Below are 19,636 nucleotides of genomic sequence, written 5' to 3' on the forward strand. Positions count from 1 at the left end.
ATTCGCTTAGAAAATCAAAGGATCGCAGCCTCGTTGCACTCGACAGCTCCTACAGGTGTGCGCCAAACCCTGTAGGAGCTGTCGAGTGCAACGAGGCTGCGATCTTTTGATCTTGAAATCTCAGGGCGAGTCAGCCGAACCTGGCTCCGTTAGCACTTTCCTGAACGTCTCCACCAGCGGCCGCAAATTGATCCGGTGCCACGCGGCCCACAGCGGCGTGGTGAAGGAAATCCACGGCACTTCCCGCAATACCACGCCGGGCGGTGCGTTGCGGCTCAGGCCTTTCTGAATCATGGCGATGCCCAGCCCCGATGCCACCAATCCCAACGCGGTGAAAGGTTCGGTGGCTTCCATACGAATGTCCGGGGTGAAACCAGCGCGGATGCAGGCGCTGACGAAGTCGTCGCGGCTGGCGGCGTCTTGGCGGGGTTGCACGCCGATCCATTCCTGATCGGCCAGGTCCGCCGGGGTCAGTGTTGTGTGGTTCGCCAAAGGATGGTGCTCGGGCAGGGCCAGCAGCATCGGATCGTCCAGCACCTGAAAACCCAGCAGGTCCGGGTCGTCGGCGACGGGCGGTTCGCTGACCAGTGCGATATCCAGACTACGCTGACGCAGGCCTTCGAGTTGTTCGGCGGAATTCAGGTTGTACAGCGCGACGTGCACGTTCGGCCGGTCGACCCGCAGCACCCGCAAGGCATTGGGCAAGACGCCGGCGTGCATGGCGTTTTCGATGTAGCCGATGCACAAGCCGCCTTCTTCACCACGACCGAGGCGCTTGCCCAGGGATTCCAGGCGATTGGCGTGGGTCAGCAGGGCACGGGTTTCAGCCAGAAAAGTCTGGCCATCGCGGGTCAGGCGAATGCGTTGCTGGCTGCGTTCGAACAGGGTCAGGCCCAGGCGCTCTTCGAGCTGGGCGATCTGCCGGCTCAGGGGCGACTGGGAGATGTGCAGGCGTTCGGCGGCGCGACCGACGTGTTCTTCTTCGGCGACGGCGACGAAGTAGCGCAATTGGCGGATGTCGATCATGTCAGACCTATCAGGACTCAAGTGCTGCATATTATGTCTTGGACGGTCCGATCATCGCAATCTAGCATCTGCTCAACGGTCACCTCTGATGACCCCTGACACTCAAGAGGAAAAACCCATGAGCTTGAAGGACAAACTACCTGGCACCCTCGGTTTCGGCACCGCTCCATTGGGCAACATGTTCCGCGCCATTCCTGAAGAAGAGGCGATGGCTACTGTCCACGCCGCCTGGGATGCCGGTGTGCGTTACTTCGACACCGCTCCGTTTTACGGCTCGGGCCTGTCGGAAATTCGTCTGGGCACCGCGTTGGCCCAGTACAACCGTGACGACTATGTACTCAGCAGCAAAGTCGGCCGGGTCATTCTCGATGAAGTTGAAGATGCGGCGGCCCGTGACTTGGGCGAGAAAAGCGGCGTGTTCGAACACGGCCGCCCGAACAAGATCGTCAACGACTACAGCGCCGACGCCACGATGCGCTCCATCGAAGACAGCCTCAAGCGCCTGCAAACCGATCGTCTGGACATCGTCTGGGTGCATGACATCGCCCAGGACTTCTACGGCGATCAGTGGCTGGAATACTTCAACCAGGCCCGCACCGGCGCCTTCAAGGTGTTGACCCGTTTGCGCGAAGAAGGCGTGATCAAAGGCTGGGGCCTGGGCGTGAACAAGGTTGAACCGTGCGAACTGACCCTGGATCTGACCGAAGCTCAGCCGGACGGTTTTCTGCTGGCGGGTCGCTACACGCTGCTCGACCACGACCGTGCCTTGCAGCGTTTGATGGATGCCGCGCTGGCGCAGAACGTCGAGATTGTGGTCGGTGGTCCTTACAGCTCGGGCATTTTGGCCGGTGGCACACACTTCGAGTACCAGAAAGCCAGCCCGGCGATCATCAATAAAGTCGAGCAGATCAAACGCATTGCTGCCGCGCATGGTGTCGACATCAAGGCAGCTGCGTTGCAGTTCTCGTTGGCTAACCCGGCCGTGGCGGCGGTGATTCCGGGGTCCAGCCGTCCGGACCGGATTGCTGAAGACGTTGCCGCGATGTCGGCTGTCATTCCCGCTGCTTTCTGGCAGGCGATGCGCGACGCGAAACTGGTGTCCGAACGTGCGCCATTGCCGATCATTGGAGGTTGAGCATGAAAATCGATCTGAGTGGAAAATGCGCCATTGTCAGCGGCAGCACCGCCGGCATTGGCCTGGGCATCAGCAAAGCGCTGGCCGAATCCGGCGCCACGGTGGTGGTGATCGGCCGCGAGACGGCCAAGGTCGAACAGGCGCTGGCGAGCATTCGCCAGAGCGTGCCGGGCGCACAGTTGCGTGGCCTGACCGCAGACCTTGGCACTGCCGAAGGCGCCGAGTTGTTGTTCGCCGCCGAACCACGGGCGGACATCCTTGTGAACAACCTCGGGATCTTCAACGATGTGGATTTCTTCGATGCACCGGACAGCGAGTGGACGCGTTTTTATGAGGTCAACGTGATCTCCGGCGTGCGCCTGTCACGGCATTACGTGCCAGACATGGTCAAGCAGGGCTGGGGGCGGGTGATCTTCCTGTCCTCGGAATCCGGGGTCGCAACACCGGCCGACATGATCAACTACGGCGTGACCAAAAGCGCCAACCTGGCGGTGTCCCATGGTCTGGCCAAGCGGCTGGCGGGCACCGGGGTGACGGTCAACGCGATCTTGCCCGGCCCGACATTGACCGATGGTTTGGAACAGATGCTCAAGGACGCCACCGCCGAATCCGGGCGCAGTGTTCGGGAAGAAGCCGACGCCTTCGTGCGCAAGGCCCGGCCGAGTTCGATCATCCAGCGCGTGGCGGATGTCGAGGAGGTCGCGAATCTGGTGGCTTATATCGCCTCGCCGCTGTCTTCGGCCACTACTGGCGCGGCTCTGCGGGTCGACGGTGGTGTTGTCGACAGCATGGCGATCTGAACCTTAATGATTGAGAGAGAATATTTCATGGCTACAGCATCAGCATTCATCGACATCCCGGCAACCGCCGACCAGGTTTGGCAATTGATTGGCGGCTTTAACTCGCTGCCGGACTGGCTGCCGTTTATTCCCAAAAGCGAGCTGAGTGAAGGCGGCCGGGTGCGTAGCTTGCAAACGGCGGATGGGGCGGTGGTGGTTGAGCGGTTGGAGGCGTTTGATAACGCTGGGAAGACTTACAGTTATTCGATTTTGCAGGCGCCGTTTCCGGTTACTGACTATCTGGCGACTATCAGTGTTGAAGCGCAGGGGCAGGGCGCGCGAGTGACGTGGTCTGGGCGGTTTGCACCTGTCGGTGTGAGTGACGAGGAAGTGGTGGCGCTGTTTACCGGTATCTACCAAGGCGGCCTCGAAGCCCTGCGCGCGAACTACCCGGTCTGACCTTGGACTGATCGTTCCCACCGTGGGAACGATCATGTTACTGAACCGACAATCTAAGCTCCGCGCACAACCCTCCCCCCTCACGATTACTCAACGTCAACGCCCCCCCGATCGCCAACGCCAATTGCTGCGCAATCGCCAACCCCAACCCGGTCCCGCCGGTGCTGCGGTTACGCGAATTCTCCACGCGATAAAACGGTTCCATCACCTGAGCCAATTCTTCCTCGGCAATCCCCGGACCACGGTCCATCACCTTCACCGACAAACTGCCGTCAGCCTTCGCTTCCACCCACAACTCGGCGGCGCCGGCGAATTTGAGTGCGTTGTCCGTCAGGTTCACCAGCACCCGCCGCAAGGCGTGCGGTCGGGTGTTGATCACCGCGTCACTTTTACCGCCGAGCTGGACGTCTTTGCCCATGTCCTGATAGTCGAACACCAGGCTGTCGAGGAACGAATCCAGATGAGTGCGGCGGCTTTCCTCGGTGGCGCCATGAACGCTGCGGGCATAGGCCACGCCTTCGCGCACCAGGTGTTCTATCTCGCCAAGATCATTCCAGAGTTTGTCTTTCTCGACGGAGTCGTCCATGAATTCGGCACGCAGTTTCATGCGGGTAATCGGGGTTTGCAGGTCGTGGGAAATCGCCGCCAGCAGTTGCATGCGTTCCTTGAGGTAAGCGGCGATGCGCGCCTGCATCGAATTGAAGGCCATGGCGGCATGGGCGACTTCGGTCGGGCCTTTTTCGTCCAGGTGCACCGCGTGGGTGTTGGGGTCCAGGGTCTCTACCGCTTGGGCGAGGCGGGTGAGGGGGCGGATGGCGATTCTCACGGCCAGCCAGGTGCAGATGAGCATCAGCGCCAGTTGCCCCAGCAACACGATGGGTAACCACGGCGACAACGGCACCATCGAAGGTCGCACGTCGATGGTCAGCGGGCTGCCGTCCGCCAGTTTCAGGTGGACCTGAAAATGTTTATCCGGCCCGGGGATGTCGGTCACCGTCATCGGGTAATCCTTGCCGATGGCCTCTTTGATCGAAGTCATCGCTATTGGCGAATCGCTCATGGGCATGCCCGGCGAGCCTTCGTTCAACAAATAGCGGTAGTTACGTCGATCCAGTTGTTGCAGCCAGCTCATGCGTTCTTCGGCCGGCAAGCGGTCGAGGATGGCGATGGAGGTCGAGACGTCGGTTTCCAGATTGCCCAGCATGGTGTTCTTCGTGCTTTCGTATCGCTCGTAGTACTGCGCGCCGAAGGACAGCGCCTGCGCGAGAATCAAGCCGATCAGGAAGATCAGCGACAGTCGCGAGGCGAGGGTGCGGGGCCAGCGCATCGAGAGATTCATGAGGGTGGCCCGAGCACTTCCACCGGCAGCGAAAACACATAGCCTTCGCTGCGCACGGTTTTGATGTAGGCCGGTTCGCGGGCATCGTCCAGCAGTCGCTGGCGCAAGCGGCTCACCAGCAAGTCGATGGAGCGGTCGAACAGGTCGGCATCGCGGCCTTGGGTCAGGTTCAGCAATTGATCGCGATTGAGCACCCGCTGAGGATGATCGAGGAACACCCGCAGCAACCGATATTCCGCGCCACTGAGCGCGACCATCGTGCCGTCCTCATCGAGCAAGTGCCGGGCCGAGGTGTCCAGGCGCCAGCGCCCGAAGGCCAGCAAACGACCGCTTTCGGTGACCACCAGGTTGGGTGGCAGCATCCGTGTGCGGCGCAGCACGGCGTTGATTCGGGCGAGCAGTTCACGCGCAGCGAATGGCTTGACCAGGTAATCGTCGGCACCCATTTCCAGGCCGATGATGCGGTCGGTTTCATCGTTGCGCGCGGTGAGCATCAGCACCGGCGTGGCCTTGTGTTTGCCGGCGCGTAACTCACGGCACAGCATCAGGCCATCGTCGCCCGGCATCATGATGTCGAGCACGATCAGGTCCACCGGCGTGGATTCCAGGAACGTGCGCATTTGCCGTCCATCCGCCACGACGGTGGTGCGCAGGCCGTTTTTCTTGAGGTAGTTGCCTACCAGTTCCCGGATCTCGCGGTCATCGTCCACGATGAGAATGTGATCGACGTGTTCCATTTGGCCAGGCCTCTGTAGATGGGGGATGTCGCGCAGTCTATCGAGCCTTGGCCCACTCGCCCGCAGTCCTTTGTATTGCAGTGTATCTGGCATGTCGGCGGATACACGTGGACGCAAAAACACTCATTTTCAGGGCTTTTGTATCGCTGTGTATCCCGGCCCGGTTTTGATACGTACCGATTTACACGCGCCTGTTCCCGACACAGTCGGGATACCTCGCGGGCTTCTAATAGGTTCCATCGAGGCAAGCCAAGTCGCCTCGGCCCAATACACGATTGACCTATTGAAGCCTTGAGAAAACCACCATGAATACCAAAGCCGTCTACGCCGCTTGCCTGTTTGCCGCTCTGAACATCTGCACCTTGTCGGCCCGCGCCGAAGCTGATGTCTCCGCTAAAACCTACACCTACGGCACACACCTGGACATCAAGAAAGTGGTGTCGCTGAAACAGGACGCCTCGACTTCCTGTGGGGTTGTGGATGCCCAGCTGACTTACCTGGATTCCCATAACCAAACCCACGTTCTGGACTATCGCAAATTTGCTGATGGCTGCAACTCAGAGAACTGAGTCCTGCGCTGACCCATTGCCCATGCCAACGCTGCTGTTGAACAGAAAAGCTGTGGCAGCGCGACTTGCTTCCAGCTGACGCCGGTGGCGGAGAAGGGCGGGGACGTCTTTCTGGCGCAGGACGGTTCCAGCCGGACGCCACAGGGGCAGCAGCTGGAAAACCAGACGGCCTGAAGCCCGGAACACTGATCTGTAAACACCACCGATCCAGTGTGGGAGCGGGCTTGCTCGCGAAAGCGGAGAGTCAGTCGACATGAATGTTGAATGTACTGACCTCTTCGCCAGCAAGCCCGCTCCCACAGGGGATGTGTGTAAACCGCCGCACTCAATTTTCCAAGGTGATCCCATGTTTCTCATCGCTTTCCTGGGCGGCATATTGACCGTCCTCAGCCCTTGCATCCTCCCGGTCGTGCCGTTCCTGTTCGCCGGTGTTAAACGTACACGTTCCTCGATCCTGCTCACCCTTGGCGGCATGGTCCTGACCTTCGCCCTGATCTCCAGCCTGGCCGTGGTCAGCAGCGAGTGGGTGATACAAGCCAACAACACCGGTCGCCACGTAGCGCTGATCGTGATGGTGCTGTTCGCCCTGTCGCTGATTTCCGCCCGTGTCGGTGACTGGCTGGCCCGTCCCTTCGTGGCGCTGGGCAACCGCCTCGATCCGGACACACGCAAAATGTCCGGCCCGTTGAGTTCGGTCATGATTGGTGTCGCCACCGGTCTGCTCTGGGCACCGTGCGCCGGACCGATCCTCGGGGTCATCCTCACGGGCGCCATGCTGCAAGGTGCAAACGCTCAAACCAGCCTGTTATTGGTGGCGTATGGCCTGGGCAGCGCATTGTCCCTGGGCACCTTGATCTTCGCCGGTCGCGGCCTGGTCAATCGCTTGAAAGCGTCGATCCCGGTCACCGGTTGGCTGCGTCGTGGTGCGGGTGTTGCGGTGCTGGCGGCTGCGGCGGTGATTTCCACCGGTGCCGACAAAACACTGCTGGCCGGCACTTCGTCCGAAGGCGTCAGCAGCATCGAGAAAAGTGTGTTGGAAACCGTACCGAAAGTCGTCGATTACTTCGTCAGCAAGGTCAACGCAGACTCGTCCATGGACAACGCCAAAGGCGCCATGCCGTCAATTGCCGGCGCAGTGCAATGGCTTAACTCGCCAGCCCTGAGCAACGATTCGCTGAAAGGCAAAGTAGTGCTGGTGGACTTCTGGACCTTCGACTGCATCAACTGCCAGCACACCTTGCCGTACGTGAAGGACTGGGCGAAGAAATACGAGAAGGACGGCCTGGTAGTGATCGGCGTCCACACCCCTGAATACGGTTTCGAGCGCATCATCGACAACGTCAAGGATCAAGTGAAAAAGCTCGGCATCACCTACCCGGTGGCGATCGACAACAACTACGCGATCTGGCGTAACTTCGACAACCAGTACTGGCCCGCTCACTACCTGATCGATGCCAAGGGTCAGGTGCGTTACACCCACTTTGGTGAAGGCAGTTACGAGACTCAGGAGAAAGTGATTCAGCAGTTGCTGGAAGAGGCCAAAGCACCCGCTGCGTAAGGCTTCACATCAATGGCTCACAGGCTGTGCGCCGTGGGTCATTGGTTTTTTCTTCTGACTGCGCCGCCACGCCGCCGGTGGCGCTCCATACTCTCGACGAAACGCCCGACTGAACGCCGTGTCAGTCTGGTAGCCCACCTCTTCGGCAATCCGCATCAACGAGCTGTTACTGCTGCGTAACAGGTTGGCCGCCAGCAACATCCGCCATTGCGTCAGGTACTGCATCGGCGAACTTCCCACCAGTTGCTGAAAGCGCTCCGCCAACACCGATCTTGAAGTACCGGCAGTGCGCGCCAGTTCATCCAGGGTCCAGGCGTGACACGGTTTTTTGTGCAATGCGTTGAGGGCGGCGCCGACAATCCGGTCGCCCACACCCGCCAGCCAACCGGTGCGACCTTCGCCCTGTTCGTGCATGTACAGGCGTAGCACCTCAATGAACAACACCTCGGCCAGTTTCGCCAGCACACCTTCGCCACCGGGGCGGGGCGATCGGGCTTCGGCCAGTGCATAACGGACCGACGATTCCAGCCAGATACCGGCATTCGAGCCTCGCACATTAACCCGGACCACCGCCGGCAACCCGGTCAGCAACATGCCGGCCAGACGGGTATCGCACGCCAGATAGCCGCACACCAACCGCGTTATCGCGCCGCCACCGCCATAGCTCAATTGCCGTGGACGGCGCGCCAGCACCACGTCCAGCCGCGCACCGGTGGCGGGTGCGAGCCCCGGGTTAGAGCTCATGCGGTGGGCGTCTCCCTGAGGGAAAACCACCACATCGCCGGCCGTCAGCAGGAGCGGGGGATCATCACCCAGTTCGACATAACACTCGCCTTCGGTGATCAAGTGGAAGATCACCACGCGTTCGGCGCCGGGCTCCAGAAACGGAGCCGCCGCGTCGGCGCTCGGCGATTGGTAGCACCAGGGTGCAGTGAACCTGGCATTGATGAAAATCGCGCCGACCAGGCGGACGACGCGCAACGTCTGGGACAGGGCGTCCATGGTGGTTTTCCCGTGTTGGCGGGCAGCTTTGGGTGGTGAGCTTGATTGTGAGCCTGTCGCGCCAGAGCGTGAAATCTCCGGACGATCGGGCAGGGTTGGCCGACGATCGGGCAGGACGCCAGCGTTGCCCGGCGCGATAGTTGACCTACAGGGTCTGCCGACCCTGTCATCAATAACAAGAATGAGAGGTTGCCATGCCTAAGTTCGTTATAGAACGCGAGATTCCGGGTGCTGGAACACTGTCAGAAAGGGATTTGAAAGCGGCTTCGCAAAAGTCCTGCAAGACGTTGCGCGACTTGCCAGAGGTGCAGTGGCAGCAGAGTTATGTCACCGGTGACAAGCTCTACTGCGTGTACATCGCGCCCAACGAAGAGTTGATCAAGGAACACGCCAGGCAGAGCGGTTTCCCGGCCAACCGCATTTCCCAGGTCACGGCCATCATCGATCCCACCACGGCCGAATAAGCCGGGTTGCGTTCCAACCCGCAACGGAGCGGAATTCATGAGTACACGCATTGATCTTACTGCCTTGAAAAACCGTCAGATGGCCTCTTGGGCCAGTGGCGACTATGCCGTGATCGGCACCACCTTGCAGATCGTCGGCGAGCAACTGGCCGAAGCCTGCGACCTGCTCTGCGATGAACAGGTACTCGACGTGGCCGCCGGCAACGGTAACGCGACGCTCGCTGCCGCGCGCCGTGGTTGCCATGTCACTTCTACCGACTACGTGGCCGCGCTGCTGGAACGCGGCGAAGACCGGGCCAGGGCAGAACACCTGGAAGTCACGTTTCAAGTGGCTGACGCCGAAGCCTTGCCGTTCGAGGATGCCAGCTTCGATGCCGTGCTTTCGACCTTCGGTGTGATGTTTACGCCGGACCAACCCAAGGCTGCCACGGAACTGGCGCGGGTTTGTCGCCCCGGTGGGCGGATCGGCCTCGCCAACTGGACGCCCGAAGGGTTCGTCGGCCAGATGTTCAAGACCCTCGGCCGCCACCTGCCGCCACCGCCGGGCGCTCAACCGCCTTCGCAGTGGGGCACCGAAGCCTGGCTGCGCACGCACTTTGACGAACGTGACTTTCTGGTTCAGGTGACGCGCAAGACTTTCAACTTCCGTTACCGCTCGGCCGCGCATTTCATCGACACGTTCCGCACCTGGTACGGCCCGGTCCACAAAGCCTTCGCGGCGCTGCCTCCTGAAGGCGCCCAAGGGCTGGAAAACGACCTGACCGAACTGATCAACCGTATGAACAGAGCGGGAGAAAAATCGCTGGTGGTGCCGAGTGAATACCTGGAAGTGGTGATCACCCGGCGTTGACCTGGCAACACAAAACCCCTGTGGGAGCGGGCTTGCTCGCGAAGGCGGTGTCTCAGTCGACAATGATGTTGCCTGACACTCCGCCTTCGCGAGCAAGCTCGCTCCCACAGGTTTTATGTTTTCCGGTAGATCAATTATTCATCCAGCCGCTCGGTGTACACCACCCAAACGCTGCACGGCATTTTGTACAGCAGATGCTCCACCGTACTGCCGATCAGCCGGCCCATGCCGCGATGGCCGATCCGGCCCATGACAATCACGTCAACGTCATATGCATCGACATAGCGGGTGAGGACTTTGGCCGGGTTGCCCATGATCATGTGCCGCTGCTCCGGCGCGATGCCGTTGCGCTCGGCCAAGTCGTTGAAGGCATCCTCCTGGTAATCGAATACGGTCTTGGCCTTGCCCGACGAGAAGAACGCCGACCCGTTGTCGAAGCCGAATTCGTCGGCGCTGATGGATGAAAGGTCATAGGCGTAGACCACATCGAGCTCGGCATTACAGGCGCTCGCCAGTTTCGCCGCCTCGTGGAGGATTCTGTCGTTGAAGGTTTTGTAATGATCATCGCGATGAAAGGGGTCGACCGCCGCGACGATCTTTCGCGGCAAGGCGTGCACGGCGTGGCTCACGAAATGCAGCGGCACCGGGCATTCGCGCAGCAAATGCACATCGAGCGGGGTAAACATCAGCCGCGACAGCAGCGATTCGTGCTCCAGCGCCTTGATCAGCACGTCCATCGGCTGCTCTTTGAGGTGAATCAGGATTTCCTCCAAGGGGCGTTCGACCCAGGCCACTTCGGTGGTGACGTGCACACCGATTTTGCGCAAGGGGCGGGCCTGTTCCTCAAGCCATTGGCGGTGGCGCTCGACGTAGCCCACGCGGATTTGTTCCAGCGCCTTTTCGTTGACCAGACTGGCGGTCGCCAGGCCTTCCAGATAATCGAAGGCGACGATGTGCAGCGCGGCGTCTTCGGCCTTGGCCAGCGCAGCGGCCCTGTCGAAAGCGGGGCTGTGTTCCATCAGCGGTGATGCAACCAGCATGAAGCGGGATTGACCAGACATGACGAACCTCCCGTGGATTAGCCGCCCGACGTGCGGCTCGTGCGACGTACATCCAGTCTCTAAGTATTGACCATGATCAACCTCCCGTCCGTAAACCGGGCGCAGGCTGAGGTTCATGCTGAACTCAAGCGCACGTGAACGCTCAGGAGAACCCCGATGGCAACCATGAAAGCCGCGATATTCGTTGAGAAAAACCGCATCGTGCTGGATGACAAACCGATCCCCGAGGTCGGACCGCTGGATGCGCTGATCCGCATTACTACCACGACGATCTGCGGCACCGACGTGCACATCCTGCGGGGTGAATACCCGGTGGCCAAAGGGCTGACCATCGGTCACGAACCGGTGGGCATCATCGAGCGGCTGGGCTCGCAGGTGCGTGGTTTTGTCGAAGGCCAGCGGGTGATTGCCGGCGCCATTACCCCCAGCGGACAAAGTTACGCCTGCCTGTGCGGTTGCAGTTCACAGGATGGCCCGGACACCCGCCATGGCTTCCGCGCCGCCGGTGGCTGGAAGTTCGGCAACACCATCGATGGCTGCCAGGCCGAGTACGTGCTGGTGCTGGATGCATTGGCCAACCTGTGCCCGATCCCCGATGGCCTCAGCGACGAACAGGTGCTGATGTGCCCGGACATCATGTCCACCGGGTTTTCCGGGGCAGAGCGGGGCGAGGTCAAGATTGGCGATACCGTGGCAGTGTTCGCCCTCGGGCCGATCGGCCTGTGTGCCGTGGCCGGCGCGCGCCTCAAAGGCGCCAGCACCATTATCGGCATCGATACCGTGGCTGAACGGATGAGCGTCGCCCGGCAGTTGGGTGCGACCCACGTGGTCAATTTCAAGGACGGCGACGTGGTCGCGCAGATCATGGCCCTGACCGACGGTCGAGGTGTCGACGTGGCCATCGAAGCGCTGGGCACCCAGGGTACTTTCGAGTCCGCACTGCGGGTGTTGCGCCCCGGTGGTCGTTTGTCCAGCCTGGGGGTTTACTCCAGTGATCTGCGCATTCCCCTCGAAGCTTTTTCCGCGGGGCTCGGGGATTTCAGCATCGTCAGCACCCTGTGCCCCGGCGGTAAAGAACGCATGCGACGGTTGATGGCGGTGGTGCAAAGCGGTGGCGTCGATCTGTCGCCGCTGGTGACGCATCGCTTCAAGCTTGACGACATCGAAGCCGCGTATGAGTTGTTTGCGCATCAGCGGGACGGGGTGATGAAAGTTGCGATCACGCCTTGAGCTTGTCCTCAGGGTTTCCAGATATCGACGTCTTTCGCATCCACTGCCTTGGGCAATAAACCCGCGGCAAAAAAAGCGTCGGCGATTTTCTGCTGCTCACCCAACTGATCGCCTTGCACCGGCTGTACCTGGTAGCTGCGATGGGTGTTGGCCGTCTCGATGGTTGTCACATCAAGGTTGCCCCACAGTGGGCTGAGAATTTGCGCCGCATCAAGTGGGTTGGTTTTCACCCAGTCGCCCGTCTTGTGCAGTTGCTCGTAAACCAGCTTGAGGACGTCGGGATGCGCCTTGGCGTATCTCGTGCTGGTCAGGTAATAGCGTTTGTAACTAGCCGGGCCGGCACCGTCCGCCAGGGTGCGAGTCGGCAGTTGACGTTGCGCGCTGGTGAGGAAGGGTTCCCAGGTGACCCAGGCGTCGACCTTGTTGTTCTCGAAGGCTGCTCGGCCATCGGCGGGCGACAGGTAGGCCGGTTGGACGTCCGAAAACGTCAGGCCTGCTTTTTCCAAGGCAGCGATTAGCCTGCGCAGCCTGAGCAAAAATCGGCACGGTATCCGCCACGTCAGCGCTGATCGACGTAGCCGACATTCAGCGCTTCCAGCAGTGGCAAACCACTTGAAAACTCATGCCAGCTCACATCGATGTTCTTCTGCGCGAGGGTTTTTTCCAGCGTGCCTTGGGTTTTCAACAAGGTGATGAGGGTCGATGACTTCTGGTAACCGATTCGTACCGTTTCCCGGGCCTGGGCCGCAAAGGTGAACGACAAGGCCATTGCAACGACCAGACCGGCCAGTACCGGGCGACGGTATTTCGCTTCAGCGTTTTGGTGTCAGCGATGCGTTGCTGCTCGGCCAGCTCATCAACCTTGACCGGGACGATGTCATAGCTACGGCGAGTGTTCGCCAGCTCCACCGTCGCGGCATTGATGACGGCCAGGATTCCCGCCGCCAACGGGTGTTTTTCCGGCAGATGCCGGACATTCATGAGGGTGGTGTCTTCAGGGATCGGAGCGCCCAGCGTGAGCTGGGCGAACTGGCGCAGCGAAGTGATTTCATAGAGCGCCTCTTCCATCGCCGAATCGCTCAATGCAAACCGTTTTGCGGCCGATGAATGCGCAGCATAGCGTCCGGAGAATAAGGTGTGCGCCGCCGCCGGCCTTGGGATAGTACGGCTCGATCAGCGCCAGCAGAGCTCATCGGGTTCATGGGCGGCTCGCTCAGGTAGTCAGGATATATATCAGCACATTCGAGGACTTATTCGGAGAGTCCCTAAAGAGTTTGTTCTTTAAAAGGTATTAACTATTGCATGTAGGGCGAGCGCCAATAAATTGTTATTAAAAAAATTGACGTGTTTCAGTCGCTTTACACTGTACGAGGAATTTATTGGATACGCTTACAATGTTGCAACGTTGGCATTGCACTGTGTAAGGGCTTTAGGCGTGTCTGTCCGGTAAGTATCGTAAGTGCCTGCTTGTTTTTGGTGCGCGGGTATATGTTTTTGTTTGAGGTGTCAGTCACGATAATTTTTATATGCCACTGATTTTAATAGTAATTTTATCAATGGTTAACGTGTTTACGATGTGGGTACTCACTTTGCTGATCTAACTACTCATGTTGTCGGCGCGAAGTGTTCGAAATTTATTTTAAAAAAAACAGTACGTGCTTGATGTTTGTCTACACTCCAATTTTACGGTGTGGGTCGAGAGTCAAGTTGTGCCTAACGATCGGTTATTAGTTGGTGCGGTAGAGCGACTGTCGGCCTGCGCGGCATGCCGATGGCATTCTTGAATCAAGGTATACGGGGGATTCACCGATGCGGATCAGCATATTTGGTTTGGGGTACGTGGGCGCTGTATGTGCGGGCTGTCTCTGTGCTCGCGGTCATGACGTAATCGGGGTGGATGTCTCGCAAGTCAAGGTTGACCTGATCAACCAGGGTAAGTCGCCCATCGTTGAACCCGACCTGGAGCCGCTGCTCGAGCTGGGTGTGAGTTTTGGGCGGCTGCGTGGTGACCGTGATGTGAAGGCGGCAGTGATGGGCACGGACATGTCGTTCCTCTGCGTCGGTACGCCCAGCAAGAAGAATGGCGATCTGGACTTGGTCTACATCGAGTCGGTCTGCCGCGAGATCGGAGAAGCCCTGCACGACAAGCACAGTTGGCACACAGTAGTGGTGCGTAGCACGGTGCTGCCGGGCACGGTGAAGAACGTGGTGATCCCGATACTTGAAGACTATTCCGGCAAGACGGCCGGGGTCGACTTCGGCGTGGCGATCAACCCGGAGTTCCTGCGCGAAAGTACCGCGATCAAGGATTATAACTGTCCGCCCATGACGGTGATCGGTGAACTCGACCAGCGCAGTGGTGACATGCTCGCCGCGCTCTATCAAGAGCTGGACGCGCCGCTCCTGCGCAGGAGCATCGAAGTGGCGGAGATGATCAAGTACACCTGCAATGTCTGGCACGCGACCAAAGTGACCTTCGCCAATGAGATCGGCAATATCGCGAAGGCCGCCGGCGTGGACGGTCGCGATGTGATGGACGTGATCTGCCAGGACACCAAACTCAACCTGTCGCGGTATTACATGCGCCCCGGCTTTGCGTTCGGCGGTTCCTGCCTGCCCAAGGATGTGCGTGCGCTGAACTATCGCGCCGGGCAAATGGACATCGAGCACCCGCTACTGGCCTCGATCATGCGCAGCAATGCGGTGCAGGTACAGAGAGCCTTCGACATTATCAGCAGTTACGGCAAGCGGCGTGTCGCGCTACTCGGCCTGAGCTTCAAGGCGGGCACCGATGACCTGCGCGAAAGCCCGCTGGTGGAGTTGGCCGAGATGCTGATAGGCAAGGGCTACGACCTGCATATCTTCGACCGCAACGTTGAATACGCGCGTATCTACGGGGCCAACAAGGAGTACATCGAGTCGAAGATTCCGCACCTGGCTTCGCTGTTGTGCCCTGACCTTGCGAAAGTGATCGAGCAGGCGGAGGTGATCGTGCTGGGTAACAGTGACGAGTCCTTCAAAGCCATTGCGCTTCAGGTGCCCGAGGGCAAGCAGGTGGTTGACCTGGTGGGCTTCCTGCCACACGCCAGTGACGATCGGCTCGAGGGTATCTGCTGGTAAGCGAGGCGCGGAGCTGATGCGCCCCAAACAACATGGGTTTATCGAACGGGGGGTCATAGGTATGGCTGATTCCAGGGTTTACTTGCGCGAAGCTGCGGGCTGGTTGTTCTACGTCACCGCGCTGATGGGGCTTGCACTGTTGCTGCCGCGCACCGTGTTCGATCCCCAATCCAGGGACTTTCTCCTGTTGCTGGGGGCGGTCGGTATCTGGCGTTATTCGATGGGCGCGATCCATTACCTGCGGGGGATGCTGTTCCTTTATCTGGTATTCCCTTATTACAGACGCAGAGTCACCAGGCTGGGCAGCACTGCCGATCCGTCGCAAGTGTTTTTGCTGGTTACCAGTTTTCGTATCGATGCGTTGACCACGGCGCAGGTCTACCGCTCGGTGATCGAAGAGGCCATCGGTTGTGGTTACCCGACCACGGTGGTCTGTTCCATCGTCGAGCTGGCCGATGAACTGCTGATCAAAGCGCTGTGGGACAGCTATACCCCGCCGGAGCAGGTCAAGCTGAGCTTCGTGCGGATTCCCGGCACCGGTAAGCGCGATGGCCTGGCCCATGGTTTTCGGGCGATCTCCCGGTATTTGCCGGATGCCGATGCGGTGGTGGCGGTGGTCGATGGCGACACCGTGCTCTCGCCCGGGCTGGTGCGTCAGACCGTGCCTTGGTTCAAGCTGTTCCCGAACGTCGGCGGGCTGACCACCAATGAGTTCTGCGAGGTGCGCGGAAGCTACCTGATGAGCCAATGGCACAAGCTGCGGTTCGCTCAGCGGCACATCAATATGTGTTCGATGGCACTGGGCAAGCGAGTGTTGACCATGACCGGGCGTATGTCGGTGTTCCGCGCCCAGGTGGTGACCACCCCCGGCTTTATTCAAGACATCGAGAGCGATTATCTGCAGCACTGGCGCCTGGGGCGTTTCCGGTTCCTGACCGGTGATGACAAGTCCAGTTGGTACAGCCTGATGCGGCTGGGCTACGACACCTTTTATGTGCCCGATGCGGCGATCAACACGGTCGAGCACCCACCGGAAAAGAGCTTCTTCAAGGCCAGCCGCAAGCTGATGTTCCGCTGGTATGGCAATAACCTGCGGCAGAACTCGCGGGCCCTGCATCTGGGCGCGCAGCGGTTGGGCTGGTTCACCTCGCTGGTGCTGTTCGACCAACGCGTATCGATGTGGGCCAGCCTGCTCGGGCCGTCGGTGGCGATCATTGCCAGCCTCAAATACAGCATGGCCTACCTGCTGATCTATGTGCTCTGGGTCGGCCTGACTCGCTTGATCCTGAGCCTGCTGTTGCTGGCCTCGGGGCACCCGGTCGGGCCGGCCTATCCACTGATTCTTTATTACAACCAGTTGGTCGGCGCAATGGTGAAGATCTATGTGTTCTTCCGTCTCGACCGGCAATCGTGGACGCGCCAGAACACCAAACTCGACCGCGGGCTGGCCAGCTATCAGCGCTGGTTCAATACCTGGTCGTCGCGGGCCATGACCTTTTCGGCCGGCAGTGTGTTTTGCGCGCTGCTGATGTGGATGGTGTAGCGCAGGTGTCAGGGCAGTCGGCATGCCGTGCCGGTCTGCGCAGCGGTAAAGGATAAAGGTGCATACCGGCTCTGACCTGCCGGATCGTTCTCAATCGTGGAAGGGAAGGGACGCGTTATGAACACAGCTTGTATTGCTGTTGATGACAATGTTGTGCATGAGTCGGAGGTGCAGCGTCAGCATGCGCGGCTGAATCTACCGGCGAGGCTCAAGTTACACATGCCGAACCGGGAGATGTTCGATTGCGAGCTGATCGACTTGTCGGCCGGTGGCTTCAGCCTGAGTCAGCTGAACCCACCGCTGATCGTGGGCCGACAGCACAAAGGCAAACTGGTGTTTCAGGTCGATGCGCTTGGGTTTGCCATCGACGTGGAGTTTGTCGTGCGCTCGGTAGGCAGCGAGGGGCTGCGGGTGGGTTGCGAGTTCCACAACCTGCCTCCACGTGCGATCTCCGCATTGCGTTATCTGATCACCTCCTACCTCTCGGGTGGGGTGATCAGCCTGGGTGACATGCTCGCGACCCAGCAGCGCGACAACTTCACCAAGCCGCGAAAGCACGATAGCGGCAACGGCCTGGGCTTTTTCGCACGCTTGCGGGCGACCACGGTGAGCCTGCTGATGTTCCTGGTGGGACTGGGTGCCTTTGGTTATGTGCTGAACCAGTTGTATGGCATTTATTTCGTCACTCATGCCGAATCGGCGCGGGTCAACGTGCCCGGCCAGTTGATCGGCCTGCCGCGCGACGGCAGCGTCAAGTCGTTGGTCAAGGTGGGGGCGGTGGTGCCCAAGGGGGCGCCGCTGGCGACCTTTTCCGCGTCGCTGCTGGATGTGATGAAAGGGAACCTGCCACCCGGGCAGGCGACCCCGGAAAACCTCGAGCGCCTGTTCAGCCGGACCCTGCAAGGTTCGCTGACCAGCCCTTGCGATTGCCGGGTGGTGGCGCAGCTGGTGCCGGACGGCCAGGTCGTCGGCAAGGGCACCACGGTATACGAGTTGATGCCGATCGATGGTGTGGCGACCATCGAGGCGCGCTTCCCCTATAAGAACTTTGCCAAGATCCAGCCTGGCAAGGCAGTGAGCTTCCAACTGGTTGGTGAAGAACAGCCACGCACGGGCAAAATCGCCACGGTGGTGCTGGACAACGGCGGCCTGGCCTCCGACCTGCGGGTCACCATTGAGCCTGACAGCGCGTTGCAGACCGATCTCGCCGGGCGTCCGGTGGAAGTCAGTATCGAAAACCTGCAAAGCAATGCCTGGGTGAAGAATGCCTGGGCGGCCAATACCTGGGTGAAGAATGCCTGGGAGAATAAAGCCATGGCGGCCGGAAAATGAACGGCGCATGGCGATCGGGGCTGCGGTTTTCTGCGCTGGCCGCAGCTCTGATGATGATTCATGGTTGCGGCACCCTGCCGGATCAGGGGTTGGCGCGCGAGGCCATGTTGCGCGGCGATTATGAAACGGCACGCAAGCACTATGCGGCGCTGGCCCAGGACGGCTATGCCGATGCCCAGGCCGGGATGGGCGACCTGACGGCGTCGGCGGGCGACCCGGCGAGCCTGAAAGAGGCTGAAGGCTTGTACCGCCAGGCCGCGCCGGAGTCGGTCAAGGCGCAGTCACGTCTGGGCCGCTTGTTGCTGCGTCAAGGACCGAGTGATCCCAAGCAAGTGCGCGAGGCCCAGCAATTGTTGGAAGGCGCTTTGGATAAAGGCGAGTTCAGTGCGGTGGTGCCGCTGACGTTGTTGTACCTGGGCTACCCGCAACTGGCGCCTGGGGTGGATCCGCAGCAGAAGGTCGATGGCTGGCGCGCCCAGGGCATTATCGAGGCGGATCTGGCGCAGATTCTGATTTACCGCAATCAGGGCACCTATAAGGCTCACCTGCCGCAGATCGAGCAGATGTGCCGGGCTCGGCTGGCGGTACTCGATGCCTGTTATGTGGAGCTGGCCACCATCAACCGAATGCGCGCCCAGCCCAAGGCGCAAGAGGCCTTGCTGGTGGAGTTGCGCCAGGGTTGGCGCGAGGGACGAGTCGCGCCCTTGCGGGTCGAGTCGGTGGCGCGCGTTCTGTCGTCGCCAGCCCTCGAAGGCCCGGCCGATGCACAAAGCGCCCAGCGCCTGCTCGAGGAATTGGCGCCGGTCTATGCGCCGGCCTGGACCAGCCTGGCACGGTTGATCAACGACTACCCCGTGCAAGGCGATGCGCCGCAATTGCTCTCGGCCTTGCAGCGCGGGCGCGAGGCGGGCGACCCACGGGCGGAACTGCTGACCGGGCGGCTGTATTACCTCGGCAAATGGTTGCCGCAGAACCCGCGTCTGGCTGAAGAGCATTTGCTCAAGGCGGCCGCGGCCGGTGAAGTCGGGGCGCATTACTACCTGGGCCAGTTGTACCGGCGCGGTTATCTGGGCCAGGTCGAACCGCAGAAGGCGCTGCAACATTTGTTGCTGGCGGCCCGCAACGGTTCGCCCAATGCCGACCTGGCCCTGGCGCACATGTTTTCCGACTCCCGCGGGGTCAAGGTCAATCGGATCAATGCCTATGTCTTTGCGCAACTCGCGCAGCGTCAGGGCGTGGTAAATGCAGAGCCAGTGCTGTCGGCCCTGCAGTCGGGGCTGACCCCGGCAGAAAGGAAAATCGCGCAGCCTTTGCTTGAAGGGGAAGCCCAGGCCCGTCTGACGGGCGCGGCGCTAGCCAGACTGCAAACTCCGGAAAATGGACAGGACTTACTATGAAGCAAGCATTATTGGCAGGTTGTGGTCTGGGTGTT

At 60.2% G+C, this 19,636-nt stretch carries 17 protein-coding genes and 2 pseudogenes; 12 read left to right on the plus strand and 7 right to left on the minus strand.

The genetic code is table 11. The features are described 5' to 3' along the window. Positions 1–120: 120 nt before the first annotated feature. Positions 121–1,026, minus strand: a complete 906-nt coding sequence (locus tag ACMXYH_RS12210; RefSeq protein ID WP_415767218.1) for a LysR substrate-binding domain-containing protein — start codon at positions 1,024–1,026, stop codon at positions 121–123. A 118-nt stretch (positions 1,027–1,144) separates the two neighbouring features. Between ACMXYH_RS12210 and ACMXYH_RS12215 the strand changes: the two genes are divergently transcribed. The 3 genes from ACMXYH_RS12215 to ACMXYH_RS12225 are packed head-to-tail and all read left to right on the plus strand — an operon-like array spanning position 1,145 to position 3,399. Beyond that, positions 1,145–2,161, plus strand: coding sequence for an aldo/keto reductase (locus ACMXYH_RS12215; protein WP_134418576.1), 1,017 nt, complete (start codon positions 1,145–1,147; stop codon positions 2,159–2,161). 2 nt (positions 2,162–2,163) lie between these two features. Beyond that, on the plus strand, positions 2,164–2,961 hold the full coding sequence (locus ACMXYH_RS12220; protein WP_415767219.1) for an SDR family NAD(P)-dependent oxidoreductase: 798 nt from the start codon (positions 2,164–2,166) through the stop codon (positions 2,959–2,961). Between the two features lie 27 nt (positions 2,962–2,988). Beyond that, positions 2,989–3,399, plus strand: a complete 411-nt coding sequence (locus ACMXYH_RS12225) for an SRPBCC family protein (RefSeq protein ID WP_415767680.1) — start codon at positions 2,989–2,991, stop codon at positions 3,397–3,399. A gap of 37 nt (positions 3,400–3,436) precedes the next feature. Here ACMXYH_RS12225 and ACMXYH_RS12230 read toward each other — a convergent pair whose 3' ends face one another. Next, a complete protein-coding gene (locus tag ACMXYH_RS12230) occupies positions 3,437–4,738 on the minus strand; it encodes a sensor histidine kinase (RefSeq protein WP_415767220.1) in 1,302 nt (433 codons plus the stop codon). Continuing rightward, positions 4,735–5,475, minus strand: a complete 741-nt coding sequence (locus tag ACMXYH_RS12235) for a response regulator (protein ID WP_415767221.1) — start codon at positions 5,473–5,475, stop codon at positions 4,735–4,737. The genes ACMXYH_RS12230 and ACMXYH_RS12235 overlap by 4 nt, the downstream gene beginning before the upstream one ends. A gap of 305 nt (positions 5,476–5,780) precedes the next feature. On the opposite strand from ACMXYH_RS12235, the gene ACMXYH_RS12240 reads away from it, so the two are divergent. Together ACMXYH_RS12240 and ACMXYH_RS12245 are read left to right on the plus strand one after the other, a co-directional pair. After that, the gene (locus tag ACMXYH_RS12240) at positions 5,781–6,044 is read left to right on the plus strand and encodes a DUF2790 domain-containing protein (RefSeq protein ID WP_415767222.1); all 264 of its coding nucleotides are present in this window, start codon (positions 5,781–5,783) and stop codon (positions 6,042–6,044) included. A gap of 346 nt (positions 6,045–6,390) precedes the next feature. Beyond that, on the plus strand, positions 6,391–7,602 hold the full coding sequence (locus ACMXYH_RS12245) for a cytochrome c biogenesis protein DipZ (RefSeq protein ID WP_415767223.1): 1,212 nt from the start codon (positions 6,391–6,393) through the stop codon (positions 7,600–7,602). A gap of 9 nt (positions 7,603–7,611) precedes the next feature. On the opposite strand, the gene ACMXYH_RS12250 is transcribed toward ACMXYH_RS12245, so the two are convergent. Further along, complete coding sequence (locus ACMXYH_RS12250) at positions 7,612–8,604, minus strand: AraC family transcriptional regulator (protein WP_415767224.1); 993 nt, start codon at positions 8,602–8,604, stop codon at positions 7,612–7,614. 194 nt (positions 8,605–8,798) lie between these two features. On the opposite strand from ACMXYH_RS12250, the gene ACMXYH_RS12255 reads away from it, so the two are divergent. Both ACMXYH_RS12255 and ACMXYH_RS12260 read left to right on the plus strand, forming a co-directional pair. Continuing rightward, positions 8,799–9,068 (plus strand): DUF4242 domain-containing protein, encoded by a 270-nt coding sequence (locus ACMXYH_RS12255; RefSeq protein WP_129436753.1) that lies wholly within the window; start codon positions 8,799–8,801, stop codon positions 9,066–9,068. Between the two features lie 37 nt (positions 9,069–9,105). Beyond that, entirely contained in the window at positions 9,106–9,918 is an 813-nt protein-coding gene (locus ACMXYH_RS12260; RefSeq protein WP_415767225.1) for a class I SAM-dependent methyltransferase, read from the plus strand. A 134-nt stretch (positions 9,919–10,052) separates the two neighbouring features. Here ACMXYH_RS12260 and ACMXYH_RS12265 read toward each other — a convergent pair whose 3' ends face one another. Further along, on the minus strand, positions 10,053–10,979 hold the full coding sequence (locus ACMXYH_RS12265; RefSeq protein ID WP_129436751.1) for a universal stress protein: 927 nt from the start codon (positions 10,977–10,979) through the stop codon (positions 10,053–10,055). A gap of 156 nt (positions 10,980–11,135) precedes the next feature. On the opposite strand from ACMXYH_RS12265, the gene ACMXYH_RS12270 reads away from it, so the two are divergent. Next, positions 11,136–12,209 carry an NAD(P)-dependent alcohol dehydrogenase gene (locus ACMXYH_RS12270; protein ID WP_415767226.1) on the plus strand — a complete coding sequence of 358 codons (1,074 nt, stop codon included), beginning with the start codon at positions 11,136–11,138 and terminating at the stop codon, positions 12,207–12,209. Positions 12,210–12,217: 8 nt separating this feature from the next. Here ACMXYH_RS12270 and ACMXYH_RS12275 read toward each other — a convergent pair. Together ACMXYH_RS12275 and ACMXYH_RS12280 are read right to left on the minus strand one after the other, a co-directional pair. Next, positions 12,218–12,978, minus strand: a pseudogene (locus tag ACMXYH_RS12275) (ABC transporter substrate-binding protein). Positions 12,979–13,127: 149 nt separating this feature from the next. Then, positions 13,128–13,395: pseudogene (locus tag ACMXYH_RS12280) on the minus strand (transposase); the annotation flags it as partial. Between the two features lie 623 nt (positions 13,396–14,018). Between ACMXYH_RS12280 and ACMXYH_RS12285 the strand changes: the two are divergent. The 4 genes from ACMXYH_RS12285 (at position 14,019) to ACMXYH_RS12300 (ending at position 19,601) form a co-directional block, all read left to right on the plus strand. Further along, a complete protein-coding gene (locus tag ACMXYH_RS12285; RefSeq protein ID WP_415767227.1) occupies positions 14,019–15,329 on the plus strand; it encodes a nucleotide sugar dehydrogenase in 1,311 nt (436 codons plus the stop codon). A gap of 61 nt (positions 15,330–15,390) precedes the next feature. Beyond that, positions 15,391–16,872, plus strand: a complete 1,482-nt coding sequence (locus ACMXYH_RS12290) for a glycosyltransferase family 2 protein (protein ID WP_415767681.1) — start codon at positions 15,391–15,393, stop codon at positions 16,870–16,872. A gap of 117 nt (positions 16,873–16,989) precedes the next feature. Beyond that, the gene (locus ACMXYH_RS12295; RefSeq protein WP_415767228.1) at positions 16,990–18,204 is read left to right on the plus strand and encodes an HlyD family efflux transporter periplasmic adaptor subunit; all 1,215 of its coding nucleotides are present in this window, start codon (positions 16,990–16,992) and stop codon (positions 18,202–18,204) included. Next, positions 18,201–19,601: an alginate biosynthesis protein AlgK gene (locus ACMXYH_RS12300; RefSeq protein ID WP_415767229.1), complete on the plus strand. Its 1,401-nt coding sequence runs from the start codon at positions 18,201–18,203 to the stop codon at positions 19,599–19,601. The genes ACMXYH_RS12295 and ACMXYH_RS12300 overlap by 4 nt, the downstream gene beginning before the upstream one ends. Positions 19,602–19,636 lie beyond the last annotated feature (35 nt).

Origin of the sequence: Pseudomonas frigoris (assembly GCF_047758635.1) — a bacterium.
Taxonomy (GTDB): domain Bacteria; phylum Pseudomonadota; class Gammaproteobacteria; order Pseudomonadales; family Pseudomonadaceae; genus Aquipseudomonas; species Aquipseudomonas frigoris.